20 protein-coding genes are annotated in these 21,574 nt (G+C 65.5%); 12 read left to right on the top strand and 8 right to left on the bottom strand.

Going from position 1 to position 21,574, the window contains the following annotated elements; translation table 11 throughout:
• Positions 1–15: 15 nt before the first annotated feature.
• From rpoH to ftsY, 4 genes are all read right to left on the bottom strand, one after another.
• The gene (gene rpoH / locus F3J44_RS04310; protein ID WP_167064748.1) at positions 16–870 is read right to left on the bottom strand and encodes an RNA polymerase sigma factor RpoH; all 855 of its coding nucleotides are present in this window, start codon (positions 868–870) and stop codon (positions 16–18) included.
• 111 nt (positions 871–981) lie between these two features.
• Positions 982–2,010, bottom strand: a complete 1,029-nt coding sequence (ftsX, locus tag F3J44_RS04315) for a permease-like cell division protein FtsX (RefSeq protein ID WP_167064751.1) — start codon at positions 2,008–2,010, stop codon at positions 982–984.
• Positions 2,007–2,678 carry a cell division ATP-binding protein FtsE gene (ftsE, locus tag F3J44_RS04320; protein WP_167270786.1) on the bottom strand — a complete coding sequence of 224 codons (672 nt, stop codon included), beginning with the start codon at positions 2,676–2,678 and terminating at the stop codon, positions 2,007–2,009. The genes ftsX and ftsE overlap by 4 nt, the downstream gene beginning before the upstream one ends.
• 2 nt (positions 2,679–2,680) lie before the next feature.
• Complete coding sequence (ftsY, locus tag F3J44_RS04325; RefSeq protein WP_167270788.1) at positions 2,681–4,270, bottom strand: signal recognition particle-docking protein FtsY; 1,590 nt, start codon at positions 4,268–4,270, stop codon at positions 2,681–2,683.
• Between the two features lie 231 nt (positions 4,271–4,501).
• Between ftsY and F3J44_RS04330 the strand changes: the two genes are divergently transcribed.
• From F3J44_RS04330 to F3J44_RS04355, 6 genes are all read left to right on the top strand, one after another.
• A complete protein-coding gene (locus F3J44_RS04330) occupies positions 4,502–5,857 on the top strand; it encodes a pitrilysin family protein (RefSeq protein WP_167064761.1) in 1,356 nt (451 codons plus the stop codon).
• Positions 5,850–7,331 carry a pitrilysin family protein gene (locus tag F3J44_RS04335; protein WP_167270790.1) on the top strand — a complete coding sequence of 494 codons (1,482 nt, stop codon included), beginning with the start codon at positions 5,850–5,852 and terminating at the stop codon, positions 7,329–7,331. The genes F3J44_RS04330 and F3J44_RS04335 overlap by 8 nt, the downstream gene beginning before the upstream one ends.
• A complete protein-coding gene (gene rsmD / locus F3J44_RS04340) occupies positions 7,331–7,933 on the top strand; it encodes a 16S rRNA (guanine(966)-N(2))-methyltransferase RsmD (RefSeq protein ID WP_167064767.1) in 603 nt (200 codons plus the stop codon). Before F3J44_RS04335 ends, rsmD begins: the two co-directional genes overlap by 1 nt.
• Before the next feature lie 104 nt (positions 7,934–8,037).
• The gene (locus F3J44_RS04345) at positions 8,038–9,339 is read left to right on the top strand and encodes a pitrilysin family protein (protein WP_167270793.1); all 1,302 of its coding nucleotides are present in this window, start codon (positions 8,038–8,040) and stop codon (positions 9,337–9,339) included.
• The gene (locus tag F3J44_RS04350; RefSeq protein WP_167270795.1) at positions 9,332–10,714 is read left to right on the top strand and encodes a pitrilysin family protein; all 1,383 of its coding nucleotides are present in this window, start codon (positions 9,332–9,334) and stop codon (positions 10,712–10,714) included. The genes F3J44_RS04345 and F3J44_RS04350 overlap by 8 nt, the downstream gene beginning before the upstream one ends.
• 60 nt (positions 10,715–10,774) lie before the next feature.
• Positions 10,775–11,800, top strand: coding sequence for a hydrolase (locus F3J44_RS04355; RefSeq protein WP_167270797.1), 1,026 nt, complete (start codon positions 10,775–10,777; stop codon positions 11,798–11,800).
• Between the two features lie 157 nt (positions 11,801–11,957).
• On the opposite strand, the gene F3J44_RS04360 is transcribed toward F3J44_RS04355, so the two are convergent.
• Positions 11,958–12,812, bottom strand: coding sequence for a sulfurtransferase (locus F3J44_RS04360; protein WP_167270799.1), 855 nt, complete (start codon positions 12,810–12,812; stop codon positions 11,958–11,960).
• Between the two features lie 35 nt (positions 12,813–12,847).
• Positions 12,848–13,501, bottom strand: a complete 654-nt coding sequence (locus tag F3J44_RS04365) for a TetR/AcrR family transcriptional regulator (protein WP_205299669.1) — start codon at positions 13,499–13,501, stop codon at positions 12,848–12,850.
• A gap of 163 nt (positions 13,502–13,664) precedes the next feature.
• Here F3J44_RS04365 and F3J44_RS04370 point away from each other — a divergent pair, with 163 nt between their 5' ends.
• From F3J44_RS04370 to F3J44_RS04390, 5 genes are all read left to right on the top strand, one after another.
• The gene (locus F3J44_RS04370) at positions 13,665–15,095 is read left to right on the top strand and encodes a coniferyl aldehyde dehydrogenase (RefSeq protein ID WP_167270803.1); all 1,431 of its coding nucleotides are present in this window, start codon (positions 13,665–13,667) and stop codon (positions 15,093–15,095) included.
• Positions 15,095–15,580 carry a twin-arginine translocation pathway signal protein gene (locus F3J44_RS04375; RefSeq protein ID WP_167270804.1) on the top strand — a complete coding sequence of 162 codons (486 nt, stop codon included), beginning with the start codon at positions 15,095–15,097 and terminating at the stop codon, positions 15,578–15,580. The genes F3J44_RS04370 and F3J44_RS04375 overlap by 1 nt, the downstream gene beginning before the upstream one ends.
• Before the next feature lie 20 nt (positions 15,581–15,600).
• Positions 15,601–17,199, top strand: coding sequence for a GMC family oxidoreductase (locus F3J44_RS04380; RefSeq protein WP_167270806.1), 1,599 nt, complete (start codon positions 15,601–15,603; stop codon positions 17,197–17,199).
• A 112-nt stretch (positions 17,200–17,311) separates the two neighbouring features.
• Positions 17,312–17,791: a pantetheine-phosphate adenylyltransferase gene (gene coaD, locus F3J44_RS04385; protein ID WP_167064789.1), complete on the top strand. Its 480-nt coding sequence runs from the start codon at positions 17,312–17,314 to the stop codon at positions 17,789–17,791.
• 108 nt (positions 17,792–17,899) lie between these two features.
• On the top strand, positions 17,900–18,151 hold the full coding sequence (locus F3J44_RS04390; RefSeq protein ID WP_008095804.1) for a YfhL family 4Fe-4S dicluster ferredoxin: 252 nt from the start codon (positions 17,900–17,902) through the stop codon (positions 18,149–18,151).
• A 135-nt stretch (positions 18,152–18,286) separates the two neighbouring features.
• Here the strand turns inward: F3J44_RS04390 and mutM are convergent, their stop codons facing one another.
• Together mutM and F3J44_RS04400 are read right to left on the bottom strand one after the other, a co-directional pair.
• Positions 18,287–19,099 (bottom strand): bifunctional DNA-formamidopyrimidine glycosylase/DNA-(apurinic or apyrimidinic site) lyase, encoded by an 813-nt coding sequence (gene mutM / locus F3J44_RS04395; protein ID WP_167270808.1) that lies wholly within the window; start codon positions 19,097–19,099, stop codon positions 18,287–18,289.
• Between the two features lie 3 nt (positions 19,100–19,102).
• Positions 19,103–19,975 carry an HDOD domain-containing protein gene (locus F3J44_RS04400; protein WP_167064798.1) on the bottom strand — a complete coding sequence of 291 codons (873 nt, stop codon included), beginning with the start codon at positions 19,973–19,975 and terminating at the stop codon, positions 19,103–19,105.
• 172 nt (positions 19,976–20,147) lie between these two features.
• Here F3J44_RS04400 and F3J44_RS04405 point away from each other — a divergent pair, with 172 nt between their 5' ends.
• Positions 20,148–21,344 (top strand): class I SAM-dependent rRNA methyltransferase, encoded by a 1,197-nt coding sequence (locus F3J44_RS04405; RefSeq protein ID WP_167270810.1) that lies wholly within the window; start codon positions 20,148–20,150, stop codon positions 21,342–21,344.
• Positions 21,345–21,574: the final 230 nt, after the last annotated feature.

Raw genomic sequence — 21,574 nt, forward strand, 5'->3', positions numbered from 1 at the left:
TGCAGCCAGGCTTGATCACACCGTGATCAGCGCCTTGACCTTGTTCATCGCATTTTTCTCCAGCTGGCGAATCCGCTCAGCCGAAACGCTGTACTTGTCCGCCAACTCATGCAGCGTGGCCTTCTCTTCAGCCAACCAGCGCTGGTAGAGAATGTCACGGCTACGCTCGTCCAACCCCTGCAAGGCCACGTGCAGGTTGTTGGTGGAGTTGTCGCTCCAATCGGCATCTTCCAGCTGCACCGCAGGGTCATAGCGGTGGTCTTCCAGGTAATGCGCTGGCGACTGGAAGGCGCTGTCGTCATCGGCCTCGGCGGCCGGGTCGAAGGCCATGTCCTGGCCGCTGAGGCGGCTTTCCATCTCGCGTACTTCACGCGGCTCCACGCCAAGGCTTTCCGCCACGCGGTGCACTTCGTCGTTGTTCAACCAGGCCAGGCGCTTCTTCTGGCTGCGCAGGTTGAAGAACAGCTTGCGCTGGGCCTTGGTGGTCGCGACCTTGACGATACGCCAGTTGCGCAGGATGAATTCGTGGATTTCAGCCTTGATCCAGTGCACGGCGAAGGACACCAGGCGCACGCCCATTTCCGGGTTGAAGCGCTTCACGGCCTTCATCAGGCCGACGTTGCCTTCCTGGATCAGGTCGGCCTGGGCCAACCCATAGCCTGCATAGCTACGGGCGATGTGTACGACGAAACGCAGGTGGGCCATCACCATTTGCCGAGCGGCCTCGAGATCCTGCTCGTAGTAGAGACGCTCGGCCAGATCACGCTCCTGCTCGACAGACAACAGCGGGATGCTGTTGACCGTGTGCACGTAGGCTTCCAGGTTCGCACCGGGTACCAGGGCATAGGCAGGTTGCAACGATGTGGTCATTCAAGAACCTCCGACTTACTAAACTCGCGCCTTGTGGGCGCTGCCAACATTGACCCGGAACGACGGTACAAGTTCCAAAGTGAAGAAGATGTCAATGCTGGCACGAAAAAACTATCGCGGCGCCAGCTCGTTGAGGTGGCGGGCGACGGCGATCCATGCACCGATATACCCCAACAACACCGCTCCGATCAAGAGCGACAGACCATCGGAGCCCGGCACCCCACCCAAGGCGAAGTCACTGCCATACAGCCCCGAGAGCCCTACCACGGCCTCGTTCAGCCAACTCAGGCCAAATGCCAGGATGGCCCAGGCCAGTACGCCCGCACCCAGGCCATACAAGGCCCCCATGTACAGGAAAGGCCGGCGCACGTAGCTGTCGGTACCGCCCACCAGCTTGATCACTTCGATCTCGATGCGGCGGTTCTCGATATGTAGACGAATTGTGTTACCAATTACTAACAGCAATGCAGAAATAAGCATCACGGCCAGGCCGAAGACGAATCGGTCACCCAGCTTGAGGATCGCCGCCAGGCGCTCGACCCACACCAGGTCCAGTTGTGCGTTTTCCACCTGTGGCAGTTCTGCCAGGCGCTGGCGCAAGGCCTCCAGGGCCGGTTTATCCACTTCGGTCGGCGTCACCACCACCACACCCGGCAGCGGGTTGTCGGGCAGTTCGCGCAAGGCCTCGCCCAGCCCGGATTGCTGCTGGAACTCTTCCAGGGCCTGCGCCGAGCTTACGTACTGGGCATCGGCCACACCCGGCATATGCCGGATATCGTCGCGCAGCGCTTCGCCCTGGCGGCTACCGGCATCGAGCTTGAGGTACAGCGAAATCTGCGCTGCGCGCTGCCACGAACCGCCCAGCTTCTCAACGTTCTTCAGCAGCAGCGACAGGCCCATGGGCATGCTCAGGGCCACCGCCATCACCAGGCAGGTGAAGAAGCTGCCAATCGGCTGCTTACCCAGGCGCCGCAGGCTGTCGGCCAGGCTTGCGCGGTGGCTTTCCAGCCAGGCATTGAACAGGGTACGGAAATCCGGGCCATCATCGTCGTGATCGCCCCGCTTGCGTTTCTCCGGCTTTGGCTCGGCAGCCTTCGGCGCCACGCGCTCGGAAACCTTTGGTGTACGTGTGGTGCTCATTGCCCGGCCTCCCCATCGCCGATCAGACGGCCGCGCTGCAAGGTCAGCATGCGGTGGCGCATGCGCGCAATCAGTGCCAGGTCGTGGCTGGCGATCAGAACCGTGGTGCCCAGGCGGTTGATGTCTTCGAACACGCCCATGATCTCCGCGGCCAGGCGCGGGTCGAGGTTACCGGTGGGCTCGTCGGCCAGCAGCAGGGCTGGCTTGTGGACGATGGCGCGGGCAATGCCCACCCGCTGCTGCTGGCCGGTGGACAGGTCGGCGGGGAACAAGTCGCCCTTGTCGACCAGCGACACCCGCTCCAGCGCCGAATCCACACGCTTGGCGATCTCGGCCTTGGACAACCCGAGAATCTGCAACGGCAAGGCGATGTTGTTGAACACGGTGCGGTCGAACAGCAACTGGTGGTTCTGGAACACCACGCCGATCTGCCGGCGCAGGAACGGAATTTGTGCATTGCTGATCTGGCCCAGGTCTTGCCCGGCCAGCATCAGCTTGCCGCTGGTCGGGCGTTCCATGGCCAGCAGCAGGCGCAGCAAGGTGCTCTTGCCAGCGCCCGAGTGCCCGGTGACGAACAGGAATTCGCCCCGGCGCGCCCGGAAACTCAGCTCATGCAAGCCGACATGGCCATTGGGGTAGCGCTTGGCAACCTGTTCGAATCGGATCATGGTCAGTCTCGCTCGGCGAACAGAGCCTTGACGAACGGCTCGGCTTCGAAGGTACGCAGGTCGTCGATGCCCTCACCCACCCCGATGAAGCGGATCGGCAGCTTGAATTGCTTGGCCAGGGCGAAGATCACCCCGCCCTTGGCAGTGCCGTCGAGCTTGGTCAGGGCCAGGCCGGTCAGTTCGACGCTCTGGTTGAAGTACTTGGCCTGGCTGATGGCGTTCTGCCCAGTACCGGCGTCGAGCACCAACAGCACCTCGTGCGGCGCTTCGGCGTCGAGCTTGCCGATGACCCGGCGAACCTTCTTCAGCTCCTCCATCAGGTTGTCCTTGGTGTGCAGGCGGCCGGCGGTGTCGGCGATCAGCACATCCACGCCACGGGCCTTGGCGGCCTGCACGGCGTCGAAGATGACCGATGCGGAGTCGGCGCCGGTGTGCTGGGCGATCACCGGAATCTGGTTACGCTCGCCCCACACCTGCAACTGCTCGACGGCGGCGGCACGGAAGGTGTCGCCGGCAGCCAGCATGACTTTCTTGCCTTCGAGCTGCAGCTTCTTGGCCAACTTGCCGATGGTGGTGGTCTTGCCTGCGCCGTTAACGCCGACCACGAGAATGACGTAAGGCTTGTTCTGTGCCTCGACCTTCAGCGGCTGCTCGACCGGGCGCAGCAACGCGGCCAGTTCTTCCTGCAGCGACTTGTAGAGTGCGTCGGCATCGGCCAGTTGCTTGCGGGCGACCTTCTGGGTGAGGTTCTGAACGATGGCCGAGGTGGCCTCGACGCCGACGTCGGCGGTCAGCAGGCGGGTTTCGATTTCATCGAGCAGGTCGTCGTCGATGACCTTCTTGCCCAGGAACAGGCTGGCCATGCCTTCGCCGATGCTGGCGCTGGTCTTCGACAAGCCTTGCTTGAGGCGGGCGAAGAAGCCGGGCTTGGACGGCTCGGCGGCCACGGCGGCAGCTACCACAGGGGCTGCTTCAGGGGCGGCTTCTGGCACTGGCTCGGCAGGTGCTGCAACCACGGCCGGGGCTACGGCCACAGTCTCTGGGGCCGGGCGTTCAGGGATGGCCGGCGGTGCCTTGGGTTCCAGGTCAGGCACCAGGGCCACGGGCTCTTCGGCGACCGGCAACACCAGGTTGCTGACCGGCGCTGCGTGCTCGACGACCGGGGCAGCCTGCACAGGCGCGGCCGGCAACGGCGCGGCAACGACAGGCGCCGAAGCCTGCGAAACCACGGGTTGCGGGGCTACCGGCCGTGGCGCTACCGGTTCAGGCGCAGGGGCCTGCGGCGGTTGCGGCGCGACCGGTACGGGGGCAGGCACCTCGGCGACCGGAGCCTGGGTGGGTTCGGCGGCCTGCGGCGGCTCAACCTGCGCGGGGGCCACGGGCGCCTGTACCGGTACAGGTTCGCCAGCCGGGGTCACCTGGGCGGGAGAATCCTCGACCGCAGCGGCTGCAGGTTGCTCGACGGCGTGGGTTTCCGGCGCGGGCGAGTCCGCTCCCACAGGTTGCTGCGGCTTCTTGCGAAACCAGCTGAACAGGCCTTTTTTCTCACCAGCCTCGGCCGGCGCTTTCTTGTCGTCGTTGGAACCAAACATGGAAGACGGCTATCTCAGGGTAGCGACGGGCCAGCACTGGCCCATCGGAAATTCTCTAAACGCAGAACAGACTATTTTGAATCCGGCTGGTTCATGCGCAATGTTTTGACTTATTGGCCTGCAGGCCAGAACGGCGACAGGCATGGTCGCCAGGCAACCGGATCAGTATCCTAGCACCTCCTGGCCCGCCGACGCTAAACCGAGCAGGCCGCCAAACAGGTTAACCACTGTATGAATGCTCTAGCCCGCCGCGCCGCTGGCCTGTTGCTCAGCACGCTCTGCCTGCCGCTGGCAGCCCAGGCCGCCGATGTGCAACCTACCCACGAATTCATCCTCGACAACGGCCTGAAGGTCGTCGTGCGCGAGGACCACCGCGCGCCGGTGGTGGTGTCGCAGATCTGGTACAAGGTCGGCTCCAGCTACGAGACCCCGGGCCAGACCGGCCTGTCCCACGCCCTGGAACACATGATGTTCAAGGGCAGTGCCAAGGTCGGCCCCGGCGAGGCCTCGCGCATCCTGCGCGACCTCGGCGCCGAGGAAAACGCCTTTACCAGTGACGACTACACCGCCTATTACCAGGTGCTGGCCCGCGACCGCCTGCCGGTGGCCCTGGAGCTCGAAGCCGACCGCCTGGCCAGCCTGCGCCTGCCGGCCGACGAGTTCACCCGCGAAATCGAAGTCATCAAGGAAGAGCGCCGCCTGCGCACCGACGACCAACCCAGCGCCAAGGCCTTCGAGCTGTTCCGTGCCATGGCCTACCCGGCCAGCGGCTACCACACCCCGACCATCGGCTGGATGGCCGACCTCGAACGCATGAAGGTCGAGGAACTGCGCCACTGGTACGAGTCCTGGTATGCGCCGAACAACGCCACCCTGGTGGTGGTCGGCGATGTCACCGTCGACGAGGTGAAGGGCCTGGCACAGAAGTATTTCGCCAGCATTCCCAAGCGCGCCGTGCCACCGGCCAAGCTGCCGCTGGAACTGGCCGAGCCCGGCGAGCGCCTGCTGACCGTGCATGTGCGCACCCAGCTGCCCAGCCTGATCTACGGCTTCAACGTGCCGAGCCTGGCCACCGCCAAGTCCCCCCGCACCGTGCACGCCCTGCGCCTGATCTCGGCCCTGCTCGACGGTGGCTACAGCGCGCGCATGCCGGCCCGCCTGGAGCGCGGCCAGGAGCTGGTGGCCGGCGCTTCGTCCAGCTACAACGCCTTCACCCGCGGCGACAGCCTGTTCCTGGTTTCGGCCACGCCGAACGTGCAGAAGCAGAAAACCCTGGCCGATGTCGAGAAAGGCGTGTGGCAGCTGCTCGATGAACTCAAGACCACCCCGCCCAGCGCCGAAGAGCTGGAGCGCGTGCGCGCCCAGGTCATCGCCGGGCTGGTCTATGACCGCGACTCCATCAGCAGCCAGGCCACCACCATTGGCCAGCTGGAAACCGTTGGGCTGTCGTGGAAGCTGATCGACAGCGAGCTGGACGAACTCAAGCAAGTCACCCCCGAGGACATCCAGAACGCCGCGCGCACCTATTTCACCCGCGAACGCCTGAGCGTTGCCCACGTACTGCCCGAGGAGTCTGCTCATGAGTGATCGCGCCCCCCGCTACACCCTGATCGGCACCGGTATCATCGCCCTGGTGGTGGCCGTGGCCGCCGTGCTGGCGCGCCCGGCCCACTCCGAGGCCCAGGCCAGCGCCGCACGCCCGGCCAACACCCTGCAGTCGCTGGCCGAACTGGACAGCAAGGCACCGAGCCGGCGCCAGCTGAACATCCAGCACTGGACCACCGCCGAAGGCGCCCGGGTACTGTTCGTCGAAGCCCGCGAACTGCCGATGTTCGACCTGCGCGTCACCTTCGCTGCCGGCAGCAGCCAGGACGGCAATACCCCTGGCCTGGCCGCGCTGACCAACGCCATGCTCAACGAGGGCGTGGCCGGCAAGGACGTGACTGCCATCGCCCAAGGCTTCGAAGGCCTGGGCGCCGACTTCGGCAACGGCTCCTACCGCGACATGGCCGTCGCCTCGCTGCGCAGCCTCAGCACCCAGGACAAGCGCGAGCCAGCGCTCAAGCTGTTCGCCGAGGTGGCCGGCAAGCCAACGTTCCCGGAAGACGCCCTCAAGCGCATCAAGAACCAGCTGTTGGCCGGTTTCGAATACGAGAAGCAGAACCCGGGTAAAATCGCCGGCAAGGCCCTGTTCGGCAAGCTGTATGGCGACCACCCCTATGCCCACCCTGCCGACGGCAGCGCCCAGAGCATCCCGGGCATCACCCTGGAGCAGTTGCGCGCCTTCCACGCCAAGGCCTACGCCGCGGGCAACGCGGTAATCGCGCTGGTCGGTGACCTCAGCCGCGAAGAAGCCGAAGCGGTGGCCAGCCAGGTTTCCGCCGCCCTGCCCAAGGGCCCGGCGCTGGCCAAACCGGCCGAGCCAGCCGAACCCAAGGCAGGCGCCACCCACATCGACTTCCCGAGCAAGCAAACCCACCTGATGCTCGCCGAGCTTGGCATCGACCGCCAGGACCCGGACTGGCCGGCCCTGTCGCTGGGCAACCAGATTCTCGGCGGCGGCGCCTTTGGCACCCGGCTGATGAGCGAAGTCCGTGAAAAACGCGGCCTGACCTACGGCGTGTACTCGGTGTTCAGCCCGATGCAGGTGCGCGGCCCGTTCATGATCAACCTGCAGACCCGCGCCGAGCTCAGCGAAGGCACGCTCAAGCTGGTGCAGGACATCCTCGCCGACTACCTCAAGAACGGCCCAACCCAGCAAGAGCTGGACGACGCCAAGCGCGAACTGGCGGGCAGCTTCCCGCTGTCCAATGCCAGTAACAGCAGCATCGTCGGACAACTGGGCGCCATTGGCTTCTATAATCTGCCGCTGACCTGGCTTGAGGACTTCATGCAGCAGTCCCAGGCGCTGACCGTCGAGCAGGTCAAGGCAGCGATGAACAAGCACCTGTCCGCCGACAAACTGGTGATCGTCACCGTCGGCCCCAAGGTTGCGCAAAAGCCGCTGCCGGCCCCCACTGACAAACCCGCCGAGCAACCGCTCGGCGTACCGGAGCACTAATGCCTAGATCCACCCCTCCCGCCCGCCCGCAACAGGGCCAAAGCAAGGGCCAGGGTCACCTGCGCATCATCGCCGGCGAGTGGCGCAGCCGCCGCCTGGCGGTGCCCGAAGGCGATGGCCTGCGGCCAACGCCTGACCGCGTGCGCGAAACCGTGTTCAACTGGCTGGCGCCCTACATCGAAGGCGCCCGGGTGCTGGACGCCTTCACCGGCAGCGGCGCCCTGGTGCTCGAAGCGCTGTCCCGCGGCGCCGAGGATGCCGTGGCGCTGGACAGCAACCCGGCCGCCATCGCCAACCTGAAGAACAACCTCGAAATCCTGCGCTGCCCGCGCGGGCAGATCCTGCAGACCGACGCCCTGCGCTACCTGCAGAACCCGGCCAAGCAGCAGTTCGACGTGGTGTTCCTCGACCCGCCGTTTCACCAGAACCTGCTGGGCGAAACCTGCAACCTGCTGGAACAGAACCAGTGGCTGGGTGAGCAGGCCTGGGTCTACACCGAAAGCGAGGCGGCCCCTTCGACCCTGGCAATGCCTGGCAACTGGCGCCTGCACCGGGAGAAAAAGACGGGCCAGGTGCACTATGCGCTCTGGCAGCGCGGCTGATGCCCTGGGCCCAGGCAATCAAGTTACTCAAGTTACTTAATTACCGCCCGTGAAATGCCCCATGCTTGAAGCTGCTCCTTGGTTCTTACAGGAGCACTTCAATCATGACCGACCACCCCGCCCCGTCCGGGGCAGAAGCCCCAATACAGGCGTTCAGCCTTGCCAATGGCCTGCGCGTCTACCTGCGCGAAGACCATCGCGCGCCACTGGTCAGCGTACAGCTGTGGTACCACGTGGGTTCCAGCCATGAGCCCGATGGCCACACCGGCCTGTCACACGCCCTGGAACACCTGTTGTTCGAAGGCAGCAGCAAACTGCCCAGCGGCGAATACGCGGCGCTGATGGCCCGCCTGGGCGGCGACCCGAATGCCTTCACCCAGGAGGACGCCACGGTCTTCCCGTTGACCTTGCCTTCAAGGCACGTGGAAATTGCCCTTGAGGCCATGGCCGATAGCATGGCGACCGCGACCCTCGGCGATGCGCCCTTCACCCGCGAACTGGCGGTGGTCATGGCCGAACGCCGGAATAACGTAGACAGCAACCCCTTGGCCCTGGCCTTGGAACAGCACCAGGCGCTGGCCCATGGAAGCAGCCGCTACGCCACGCCCGTGATCGGCCACCAGGCCGACCTCGCCCAGATAACGCCGGCTGCAGCGCGAACCTGGTACCAAACCTGGTATCACCCGAACAATGCCACGCTCTGCGTGGCCGGTGACATCGGCCTGCGGCCACTGCAGGAACGGGTGGCGCGCCATTTCGCGGCCATTCCCTCCCGGCGCCTGCCGGACGCTCCTGCGCCCCAGCAACCCCATGAGCTTGCCCGTCGCTCGCACACCGTCGGCATCAAAGGCCTGCACACCGGGGCAATCATCAGTTTCAACCTGCCCAGCCAACCTACCGCCCCCTCCCGCCAGCACGCCTATGCCATGCGCCTGCTACCCGACCTGCTGGGGTTGGGGCATGCCTCGACCCTGCAGCGCCAGTTGGTGATCGCCAACCCGGTGCTGCAAAGCCTGAATGCACGCTATGAACCCTACCGACGCGGCGACAGCCTGTTGACCCTGTTTGCCTTCTGCAACCCCCAGGTCACGCCCCAGCACACCGCCGAGCAGGTCATGGCCGCAATCGAAACGTTCCGCCAGCAACCCACCGGCGAAGAGGACCTTCAACGCGCCAAGGCGCGGCTCCTCACCCGGCAACTGTTCGCCCGGGATGACATTGCCGAACAAGCCCGGGTCATCGGCCTGCAGGCAGCCTGCGGCCTGGACCCGCTAACCCTGGATGACGAACGGCAAGCCATCGAAGCGGTCACCGCCGAACACATTGGCGAAGTCGCGCAGGCCTACCTCAGTGCATCGCGCGCCACCCTCACCCTCATGCACAACCCGGAGAGCAGCCATGAATGAGTCGCCACTGCGCCAATTCAGCCCTCACACCGCCGACACGCTGCCCACTGGCCTGGTGAGCGCCCAAGGCGTCGACCTTGAGCGCTTCGAAACCCTCAACACCCACGTGCAAACCTGGACCACACCCGCAGGGGCCGGAGTCAACTTCGTCGAGGCGCACGGGCTGCCCATCGTCGACCTGGTGCTGCGCTTCAGGGCGGGAACCTGCCAGGACACCGCACTGCCAGGCCTGGCAGCGTTGACGCTGTACATGCTGGATGAAGGCAGCCAACAGCACGACGCCGCGCAACAAGCAGCCCACATCGAACGCCTGGGCGTGGTGGTGAGCAAGGAAATACGCCTTGAGCATGCAACCCTGAGCCTGCGCAGCGTCAGCAGCCAGGCGCTGCTGGAGCCGGCAGTTGCGTTGTTCACCGACCTGGTCGCTCGGCCGGCTTTCCTGCCCGAAGCCCTGGAGAAGGTAAAGGGTCAACTGCGCCAGCAAGCCGCTTCACGCGAACGGCGGCCTGCATCGCGGGTTCGCCTGGAGGTATTTCGGCAGCTGTTCGGCGGGCACCCCTACGGCACGCCCTTGGGCAGCTCCGCAGCGGGCATCGAGGCCACCACCGCGGCCGACCTGCAGCAGTTTCACCGCCGTGCCTACTGCGCCAGCAACCTGGAGATCACCCTGGTGGGCGACCTGACACGCGAGCAGGCCCAGGCAATCACCCAACAAATCAGCCAGGCACTCCCGCAAGGCTGGGCCGCCGCAGAACTGCCCACGGTACCGCAAGGCAACGCGGCGACCCTGCATGTCGAACACCCAGGCGTCAGTACCAGCGTGACCCTGGCACTGCCGATGAGCGTGCCAGCCAACCACCCGGACTACCTGGCCCTGGCATTGGCCAGTGAGGTACTCGGGGCAGGCATCGATTCGCGCCTGATGCGCGAACTGCGCCAGCGCCGTGGGCTGACCTATGACATCCGTACCCGCCTCTCGCCCCTGCAGGCTGGCGGGCTGTTCAGCATCGCCTGGGACATCGCCCCGGAGCATGTGGCGGCCTCCCACGCGGTGGTGCTGGCAACGCTGCAGCACTTCATCGACCAAGGACCCACCGATGCCGAGTTGCGTTTGGCTCGGCAACAGCTGGCCGGGTCGCTGCTGCGCAGCGTCGCCCGCAACCACACGTTGGCGGCATTGATTACCGAAATCACCTACCAGCGACAGCCCGGCGACCACCTGAACACCTACATGGCACGCATTGCCCAACTGACCCCAGCCATGCTCCGCGAAGCCATGCAGCGCGGCCTGGACATGTCGCGCCAGGCTCTGGTCAGCGTCGGCCCAAGCGTCGACCAGCAACCCCTGCCCGTTCCACCGGCTACCGACCAATAGCGCAGGTACAGCGGCGCCGTTTCATGGCACTCTAGGCAGGCACATCACGAGCCGCCCAGCATGCCCAACCCCACCACCAGCTTTCGCCCGGCCATTGGCCTGTCCAACCCCCACCTGCAGACCTTGTGGGGGCCGCTGTGGCGCAAGCTGCCTGCCATCGAGCGCACGCGCGAACGGCTGTGGCTGGCCGACGGCGACTTCCTCGACCTGGACTGGCACGGCCCGCACCAGCCCGATGCACCACTGGTGCTGGTGCTGCACGGGCTGACCGGCTCTTCCCACTCGCCCTATGTCAAAGGCTTGCAGCAATCGCTGCAGGCCCGCGGCTGGGCCAGTGTGGCGGTGAACTGGCGGGGTTGCTCGGGGGAACCGAACCTGCTGCCGCGCAGCTACCATTCAGGCGCCAGCGAAGACCTGGCCGAGGTGGTCGCCCACCTGCGTGCCCAGCGGCCCCTGGCGCCGCTGTACGCGGTTGGCTATTCGCTGGGCGGCAACGTATTGCTCAAGTACCTGGGGGAGAGCGGTTCAGCCAGCCAGCTGGAGGCTGCCGTGGCGGTTTCCGTACCGTTTCGCCTGGACCAGTGCGCCGACCGCATCGGCCAGGGCTTTTCCAAGGTGTACCAGGCGCACTTCATGCGCGAGATGCTGGCCTACCTGCAGCTCAAGCAACAGCACTTTCGCGACCGCGGGCACCACGAGGGTCTGGCCGCCCTCGACCGGCTGGGGCCGCTGGGCCGGATGAAAACCTTCTGGGACTTCGACGGCAGGGTCACCGCGCCACTCAACGGTTTCAGCGATGCGCACGATTATTATCGGCGCGCCTCAAGCCGGTACTACCTGGGTGAAAACCGCACGCCGACATTGATCATCCAAGCCAGCGATGACCCGTTCGTGTTCGGCCACAGCCTGCCCTTGGCCAATGAACTGGCGGCCAATACGCAGTTCGAGTTGCATGAGCGTGGCGGGCATGTGGGGTTTGTCGAGGGTAGCTTGCGCAACCCGGGCTATTACCTGGAGCGGCGGATTCCCCAGTGGCTGGCGGCCCAGCACCGCCGCGATGACACTGGGGGTACGCCGACCTGGTAGGAGCGAGCGTAGCTCGCGATGGGGCGCGCAGCGGCCCCAGGCCCTCAGCTTCACCGCACATGATGCCAGGGCTGCTTTGCAGCCCATCGCGAGCTGCGCTCGCTCCTACAGGGGTGTTCGCAGGGCGACAGCGCAGCCCGCAAAATGGCTGCTTTGCTTATTCGTCAGTGGCCACACCGTGCTTGGGATCATTGATCCACTCGCTCCACGACCCCGCATACAACCGGCCCAGCGGATAACCCGCCAGCGCCAGGGCGAACAGGTTGTGGCAGGCCGTTACGCCCGACCCGCAATAGGCCACCAACTGCTCTGCTGAGCGGCCAGCGAGCTTTTCAGCAAAGCGCTGCTTGAGCTGCTGCGCTGGCAGAAACCGCCCGTCGGCACCGATGTTCTCGTTGAACGCCGCGCACTGGGCGCCTGGAATATGCCCGGCCACCGGGTCGATGGGTTCCACTTCACCGCGAAACCGCGGCAGTGCGCGGGCGTCGATCAAAGTCAGGTCAGGGCTACCCAGGCGCTTGGCCAGGTGCTCGGCATCAATCAGTAGCTTGGCATCCGCCTCGCCCTTGAACGTCCCTTCGCGCCTGGCCGGTGCATCGAGGCTCAACGGCAGGTGCGCCGCATGCCAAGCCTTCAGGCCACCATCGAGAATGGCCACACCGCTGCGCTTGCCCAGCCAGACGAGCAACCACCAGGCCCGCGCGGCAAAGGCCCCCGGGCCATCGTCGTACAGCACCACCTCGCTGTCATCGTCCAGCCCCCACTCGTGCAGGCGCTCGACCAGCCGCGCCGGCTCCGGCAATGGGTGGCGGCCAGTGCGGCCCTTGTGCACCGGCCCGCTCAGGTCCCGCTCAAGGTCAGCGAAGTGCGCGCCGGCGATATGCCCCTCGGCATAGCTGCGTTGGCCGTAATCCACATCCTCCAGGGCAAAACGACAATCCAGGATCACCAGCTTCGGCGAGTCCAGGCGCTCGGCCAGCTGTTGCGGGGTGATCAATTGCGCAAGGGGCATGACAATCTCCTGATCGATGGCACGAAGGCCCTGGGCTAGTGTTCCAGGGCCTGATTGAACGGTACGTGGAATTCCTGGCACAGGGTGTCCACAGCCGTGCGGGCATGGCCGGTGACGAAGCCAAGCTCCAGCACCAGCACCTGATAAACGCCGCGCTTGAAGGCTTCTTCACCCAGGTGCGCAGAATGCTCGCGCGTGGTGCTGAGAAAACGCACCCAAGAGGTCAGCACAATCCAGGCGTTGATGGTCAGCGATTCGATCTGCGCCGCTTCCATGGCTAGGATTCCCGCCTCGACGAAGCCCCGGTAAATCGCTTGGCCCTGGCGCAGGCAACGCTCGGAAAAACGCCGGTAGCGCGCCGCCAGTTCGGCATCGCTGTCCAGCAGGTGCTCAAGGTCCCGGTGCAAGAAGCGGTAGTTCCACATCGCCGCCAGCAGCGCCTTGAGGTAGAAGCGCTTGTCTTCGACCGTGGCTGCACGGCCCTGTGGCGGGCGCAGGAAGCTGTCCACCAATTCTTCGTACTGGCTGAACAGCACGGCGATGATCGCCTGCTTGTTGGGGAAGTGGTAATACAGGTTGCCAGGCGAGATTTCCATGTGCGCGGCAATGTGGTTGGTACTGACGCTGCGTTCGCCCTGCTGGTTGAACAGCTCCAGGCTGCTCTGCACGATGCGCTCTCGGGTTTTCATGCGCGGGGCCATGCTCAGCTCCCAGTCTGCAGGCTTTCGGTTAACCGCCATCTTACGGTGTAACCCGCCCGCAATGCACCGCTTGGCCAGGTGAAAAAAGTCGCACGATGGTGCCGGTTAGAGTATAGGCTCTATAAATTCTCAGCCCATCCGGGACGCCGCCGTGACTTCGCCTCTCGCCTTGCCTACCGTGCACGTCCATACCGACCTGGCGGCCACCTTCGCCGCCCAGCGCCAAGCCTTTTCCAGCCACCCGATGCCCCCGGCCGCGCAGCGCCTGCAGTGGCTGAAAAGCCTGCGCCAGGCACTGTTGGCCGGCCAACAGGCGTTGATCGAGGCGATCGATGCCGACTTCGGTGGCCGCAGCGCCGATGAAACCCTGCTGGCCGAGTTGCTGCCTTCGATACAGGGCATCCGCCATGCCGAGCGCCACCTGCAGCGCTGGATGCGCCCATCCAGGCGCCGCGTGGGCCTGGCGTTCCAGCCGGCCAGCGCGCGGGTGATCTACCAACCGCTGGGCGTGGTGGGCATCATCGTGCCGTGGAACTACCCGCTGTTTCTCGCCATCGGCCCACTGACCGGGGCCCTGGCCGCCGGTAACCGGGTGATGCTCAAACTCAGCGAGTCCACCCCAGCCAGCGCGCTGGCACTCAAAGCCCTGCTGCAGCGGGTGTTCCCCGAAGACTTGGTCAGCGTGGTGCTGGGCGAAGTCGAAGTGGGCCAGGCATTCGCCCACCTGCCCTTCGACCACCTGCTGTTCACCGGTGCCACCCACATCGGCCGCCAAGTGATGCAGGCTGCCGCCGGCAACCTGACCCCGGTAACCCTGGAGCTGGGCGGCAAGTCGCCGGCGATCGTTTCCGCCAGCGTGCCGCTGGACACCGCCGCCGAGCGCATCGCCTTCGGCAAAACCCTCAATGCCGGCCAGACCTGCGTCGCGCCCGACTACGTGCTGGTGCCACGCGAACGCCTGCAGGCTTTCGCCGACGCCTACCGCAACGCCGTGCACAAGCTGTACCCGCAGGTCGCCAACAACCCCGACTACAGCGCCATCATCAACCCCCGGCAGTTGCAGCGCCTGCAACAGCTGCTGGACGATGCCCGCGCCAAGGGCGCCGAAGTCGTCGACCTGTACCCCGACGAAAACCGTCAGGGCCGGCGCCTGCCACCGCACCTGCTGACCCGGGTGAATGACGGCATGCAGGTGATGCAAGACGAAATCTTCGGCCCGTTGCTGCCGCTGGTTCCCTACGACCGCCTCGATGAGGCCTTGGCCTACATCAACCAGCGCCCACGCCCCCTGGCGCTTTACTACTTCGGCTACGACCGGGGCGAGCAGGCCCACGTGCTGCAATACAGCCACTCCGGCGGGGTATGCCTGAACGACACACTGCTGCACGTGGCCCAGGACGACCTGCCGTTCGGTGGCATCGGCCCCTCCGGCATGGGGCATTACCATGGCCACGAGGGCTTCCTGACGTTCAGCAAGGCCAAGGCCGTACTGACCAAGCAGCGCCTGAACGTCGCCCGGCTGATCTACCCACCCTATGGCAAGGCCTTGCAGCGCCTGGTCTACCGGTTGTTCATCCGCTGATGCAGCGCCGCGACCTGCTGCGCCTGAGCCTGGGCGCCAGCGTGTTCCTTGGCTCCGTGAGCCTGGTAGGCTGCTCGGCGCAATCGCCCGCTGACGGCTACCGGGTGCTGCGCGATGATGACCTGCCCGTGCTGAAGGCCTTGATCCCGGTGGTGCTGGCCGGCACCTCGGCCACAGCAGCCGTGGTACTGCGAAGCCTCGACCACACCCTGGCGGCACTGTCGCCGGAAATGCTCAAGCTCACCCGGCAACTGTTCGATGTGCTGAGCCTGCCGCTCACCCGCGGCCCGCTGACGGGCGTCTGGGGCGCCTGGGAACAGGCCAGCGCCGATCAGGTCACGGCTTTTCTCCAGCGCTGGCAGGACAGTTCGCTGAACCTGCTGCGCATGGGCCACGCCTCGCTCCTGCAGCTGTTGTTGATGGCCTGGTACGAATGCCCGCAAGCCTGGGCTGCCTGCGGCTACCCCGGCCCGCCGAACATCTGAAAACAACAAGAGCATCGCCCATGCCTGTTTCCGACCCGTTTCGCCAAGGCCTCGAACGCGGCTGGCTCACCCATGATGGCTCACGCCTGGAACACGACCTGGCCCTGCAGGCCGACATCGCCGTGATTGGCAGCGGCGCTGGCGGTGCCACCAGCGCGCAGATGCTCAGTGCTGCCGGTTTCAAGGTGCTGTTGATCGAGGAGGGGCCGCTGAAAACCAGCAGCGACTTCCACCTGCTGGAGCACGAGGCCTACGCCAGCCTGTACCAGGAAGGCCTGGGCCGGATGAGCAAGGACGGCGCCATCACCATCCTTCAGGGCCGCGCCGTAGGGGGCACCACGCTGGTCAACTGGACGTCGAGCTTCCGCACGCCGCCGCCAACCCTGGAACACTGGGCCTCGGCCCACGCCGTGCAGGGCCTGGGCGAAGCCGACCTGCGCCCCTGGTTCGAGCGGGTGGAGCAGGAACTGGGCATCAGCCCCTGGGCGCTGCCGCCAAACGCCAACAACGAGGTGCTGCGCCGCGGCTGCGAACAGCTGGGCTACCGCTGGGCGGTGATCCCGCGCAACGTGCGAGGCTGCTGGAACCTGGGCTATTGCGGCATGGGCTGCCCGGTCAATGCCAAGCAATCGATGCTGGTAACGCGCATTCCCGCCACCCTCGACCACGGTGGCGAGCTGCTGTACCTGGCCCGTGCCGAGCGCTTGGAACATGACGGCGAGCGCGTGCGCCAGCTGCACTGCCAGGCCCTCGACGCCCAAGGCATCCACCCCACGGGCCGGCGCATCACGGTGCAGGCACGCCACTACATCGTTGCCGGTGGCGGCATCAACAGCCCGGCCCTGCTGCTGCGCTCCAAAGCCCCCGACCCGCACGGCCGCCTGGGCAAGCGCACGTTCCTGCACTTGGTGAACTTCAGCGCGGCGCGCTTCAGTGAACGCATCGACCCGTACTACGGCGCCCCGCAATCGATCTACAGCGACCACTTCCAGTGGCAGGGCGGCAGCGACGGGCCTGTGGGCTACAAACTGGAAGTACCGCCCCTGCACCCGGCCCTGGCCAGCACCCTGCTCGGCAGCCACGGCGCAGAAAACGCCAGGCGCATGGCCGAGCTTCCCCACACCCACGTGATGTTGGCGCTGCTGCGCGACGGCTTTCACCCGCAAAGCCAGGGCGGCAATGTGGAGTTGCGCGGCGATGGCTCGCCGGTGCTGGATTACCCGGTCACCGACTACCTGCGCGATGGCCTGCGCCGGGCCTACCACAGCATGGCGCAGATCCAGTTCGCCGCCGGCGCCACCCAGGTCACGCCCGTGCACGCTGATGCGCGCCCGGCCAGCAACCTGGCCCAAGCGCAGCAAATGATCGATGCCCTACAGCTGGAACCGTTTCGCACCCGCCTGGGCAGTGCCCATGTGATGGGCGGCTGCGCCATGGGCGAACGCCCGCAGCAGGCGGTGTGCGACAGCTTGGGCCGGCACCACCAGCTGGCCAACCTGTCGGTGCATGATGGCTCGCTGTTCCCCACCAGTATCGGCGCCAACCCGCAATTGTCGGTGTACGCCATCAGCGCCCGGCTGACCGAGGCGCTGATCGGCCGCCTGGCACGCAGTGCATGACAACGAACTGGCCGCCTGTCTATAGTGCCATCAGCTGGCCGCATGACTTGGCCGGGGCGCCGCCGCTGCGCTACCATCGGACTCCCCAACGCACTCCAGCCAGGATGACGCGATGAACCGAGTGTTGTACCCGGGTACTTTCGACCCCATTACCAAAGGCCATGGCGACCTGGTCGAGCGCGCTTCGCGCCTGTTCGACCATGTGATCATCGCGGTGGCGGCCAGCCCGAAGAAAAACCCCCTGTTCCCGCTGGAACAACGGGTGGAGCTGGCTCGGGAGGTTACCAAGCACCTGCCCAACGTCGAAGTCCTCGGCTTCTCCTCGTTGCTGGCGCACTTTGCCAAGGAACAGGGCGCCAACGTGTTCCTGCGCGGCCTGCGCGCGGTGTCGGACTTCGAGTACGAGTTCCAGCTGGCGAACATGAACCGCCAGCTTGCACCCGACGTGGAGAGCCTGTTCCTCACGCCTTCTGAGCGTTACTCGTTCATTTCTTCCACGTTGGTGCGGGAAATCGCCGCGTTGGGCGGAGATATCAGCAAGTTCGTTCACCCAGCGGTGGCCGAGGCGCTGACCGAACGCTTCAAGAAGTAAGTAAAAGCGCTGGATGATCGCGCCCGCGTGCACTGCGGGCGCGAATGCGGCACAATTGTGCCCATTGCGTTGAACATGCCCGGGCGAAGCGCCCCGGCCGGAGTCCCCATGTCCCTGATCATCACCGACGATTGCATCAACTGCGACGTCTGCGAACCCGAGTGCCCGAACGAGGCCATCTCCCAAGGCGAAGAGATCTACGTGATCGACCCGAACCTGTGCACCCAGTGCGTGGGTCATTACGACGAGCCGCAGTGCCAGCAGGTCTGCCCGGTCGACTGCATCCCGCTGGATGAGGCGCACCCGGAAACCGAAGACGAGCTGATGGCCAAGTACCGCCGGATTACCGGCAAGGCCTGAGCACCGCCTGGCAAGGGCTTCGCCCTTGTTCGCGGGCAAGCCCGCTCCCACAGGATCGATGCAATCCCCGGGTAACACTCGACACCTGTAGGAGCGGGCTTGCCCCGCGAATGGGCCGCACAGCGGCCCCACACCTCAGCGCTGGCAGCGCGGGCAGAACACGCTCGCCCGCTGCCCCAGCTTCACCTCGCGCAACGTCGTGCCGCACAGCTTGCAAGGCTGCCCGCCGCGCCCGTACACGAACAATTCCTGCTGGAAGTACCCCGGCTGCCCGTCGCCACCGATGAAGTCGCGCAGGGTGGTGCCGCCCTGCTCGATCGCCGCCGCCAGCACCCGCTTGATCTCGACTGCCAGCCTCAGGTAGCGCGCCCGGGAAATACCGCCGGCCTCGCGCCGCGGGTCGATCCCGGCGGCGAACAGCGCCTCGGTGGCGTAGATGTTGCCCACCCCCACCACCACCGCGTTGTCCATGATGAACGGCTTGACCGCCATCGAGCGCCCGCGCGACAGCTGGAACAGCCGCTCGCCATCGAACAGGTCGGTCAGCGGCTCCGGCCCCAGGCGCAGCAGCAACTCATGCTGCAGCGGCTCAAGGCTCCAGAGCATGGCGCCGAAGCGGCGTGGGTCGGTGTAGCGCAGCATCAGCCCCGACTCCAGCTCGATATCCACATGCTCATGCTTGGCCGCCGGCAACCCCCGTTCCACCAGGCGCAGGTTGCCCGACATGCCCAGGTGGCTAATTAAGGTGCCGACCTCGGCATTGATCAGCAGGTACTTGGCCCGGCGCTCGACGCTGACGATAGTTTGCCCGGACAGGCGCACGTCGAGGTCTTCGGGAATCGGCCAGCGCAGGCGCCGGTCACGCACCACCACGCGGCTGACCCGCTGGCCTTCCAGGTGCGGCGCAATCCCGCGCCGGGTGGTTTCCACTTCAGGTAGTTCTGGCATGTATCAGTGCCCGCCCAGCTCGCGAATATTCTGTTTGAGGGTTTCGAAGTCGTACTCGCTCAGGCCGATGTAGTCCAGCACCAGCGGGCCGACAGCCTCCCATTCGTGGTCGGCGCCCTGGTTACCCAGCACGCGGTAGGAGGCGCAGATGTGCTCGGCCATCTTCAGCACGGCCAGCAGGTTCTTCAATTGGCTCTGGGTGTTGCGCGGCGACTCCTCGCGGAAAATCGCCAGGGCATTGTGGTGGTTGGCGATGGCCGCGCTGATGTGCTCGGGCAGGCGCCAGGACTTGGCGGTGAAGTAGCCGACCACCGAATGGTTGGTGTTGAACACGCGGTTCTCGGTGTCGACCACCCGGCACGCTTCGCTGGCCTTGGCGTAGGCATCTTCCAGCACGTCCATGTAGTTGGGGAAGCGCTTGAGCATCAGCGGCACGCCACAATCGTGGAACAGGCCCAGGGTATAGGCCTCGTCGGCAGCCTGGATGCCAGTGCGCTTGGCCAGGGTAAGGCAGGTCATCGCCACATCCTGGGCGGTGTCCCAGAAGCGGTTGAGGGTGACAATGGTTTCGTCGCTCATCTCGCCCTTGATCGATTGGGCGTTGATCAGGTTGATGATCGAGCGGCTGCCCAACAGGTTCACCGCGCGCTGGATCGAGCCGATCTTGTTGGACAGGCCGAAATGCGGTGAATTGACGAGCTTGAGCAAGGCCCCGGCCAGGCCTGGGTCCTGGGAAATCAGCTTGGCGATGGTTTCCAGGTCCGGGTCAGGCATGTACTGCTCGAACTGCAGGTCGACCATGATCTGCGGTTGCGGCGGAATGGTGATGCCTTGCAAGGCTTGCTGGATCTGTTCGGCGCTGAGTTCTTGGGACATGCGTACATACTCGTGAAGGACCAGCGATTTTAACCCTCTATTCAGATGCATCGCGAGCTGTGCTCGCTCCTACGGGATGTGTGCCGGCCCGGTCGGCGCTCGATTTGTCGGCCCTCGCTCCGATACCCGGCCATACACGTTATAATCCCGCTCTTTTTCCCGGAGCGACGTCATGTCCCTGCTCAGCCTTCGCCTCAAAGCCAATGCCGACCGCCGCCTGCGCGCCGGCCACCTGTGGGTCTACAGCAACGAAGTCGACGTTAGCGCGACCCCGCTGCAAGGCTTCCAGGCCGGCCAACAGGCCATTCTAGAGGCGGCCAATGGCAAGCCCCTGGGCATCGTTGCACTGAGCCCGAACAACCTGATCTGCGCCCGCCTGCTGTCGCGCGACATCAAGCTGGCGCTGGACAAATCGCTGCTGGTGCACCGCCTGAACGTCGCCTTGTCGCTGCGCGAGCGCCTGTTCGACAAGCCCTGCTACCGCCTGGTGTACGGCGATTCCGACCTGCTCCCGGGCCTGGTGGTCGACCGCTTCTTCGACATCCTCGTGGTTCAGCTGGCCTCGGCCACCATGGAAGCGCACAAGGATGAGGTGATCGCCGCCCTGGTGCAGGTGCTCAAGCCCAGCGGCATCCTGTTCAAGAACGATTCCGCCGCCCGTGATGCCGAAGGCCTGGCGCGCTATGTCGAAACCGTTTACGGCGAAGTGCCGGACTGGGTCGCCCTGGAAGAGAACGGCGTCAAGTTCGAAGCACCGGTACGCGAAGGCCAGAAGACCGGCTGGTTCTACGACCACCGCATGAACCGCGCCCGCCTGGCGCCCTACGTCAAGGGCAAGCGCGTGCTCGACCTGTTCAGCTACATCGGTGGCTGGGGCGTGCAGGCCGGTGCGTTCGGTGCCAGCGAAGTGTTCTGCGTGGACGCCTCGGGCTTCGCCCTGGACGGCGTCGAGCGCAACGCCGCGCTGAACGGCATCAGCGAGAACGTCACCTGCATCGAAGGCGATGTGTTCGAGGCCCTGCGTGAACTGAAGGCTGCCGAAGAGCGCTTCGACGTGATCATTGCCGACCCACCCGCCTTCATCAAGCGCAAGAAAGACCTGAAAAACGGCGAAGCGGCCTACCGCCGCCTCAACGAACAGGCCATGCGCATGCTGAGCAAGGACGGCATCCTGGTCAGCGCCTCGTGCTCGATGCACCTGCCCGAGGACGACCTGCACAACATCCTGCTGACCAGCGCCCGCCACCTGGACCGCAACCTGCAGCTGCTCGAACGCGGCGGCCAGGGCCCGGACCACCCGGTGCACCCGGCAATCGCCGAGACGCGCTACATCAAGAGCATCACCTGCCGCTTGCTGCCAAACAGCTGATCCCTGCCAAAAAGGGCCGCCCAGCGGCCCTTTCCTGCCGCAATCTCCCCGCCAGCCATCCACATGCGCATTCCTTCGCCGCGCCAGCGGTGTAGAATCGGCCTATTCATCGCCAGTCATCCCCGGCGGGTTTATGAGCTCTGGCCAAGCACGCGGCGATCCCGCGACGTCTTCGGCCCCATCCGTGCCAGTGGCAACCGGCCTGCGGCGCAAAGGACAAGAGAAGCTCA

Origin of the sequence: Pantoea sp. Tr-811, from assembly GCF_011752535.1 — a bacterium.
In the GTDB taxonomy this organism is placed as follows: Bacteria; Pseudomonadota; Gammaproteobacteria; order Pseudomonadales; family Pseudomonadaceae; genus Aquipseudomonas.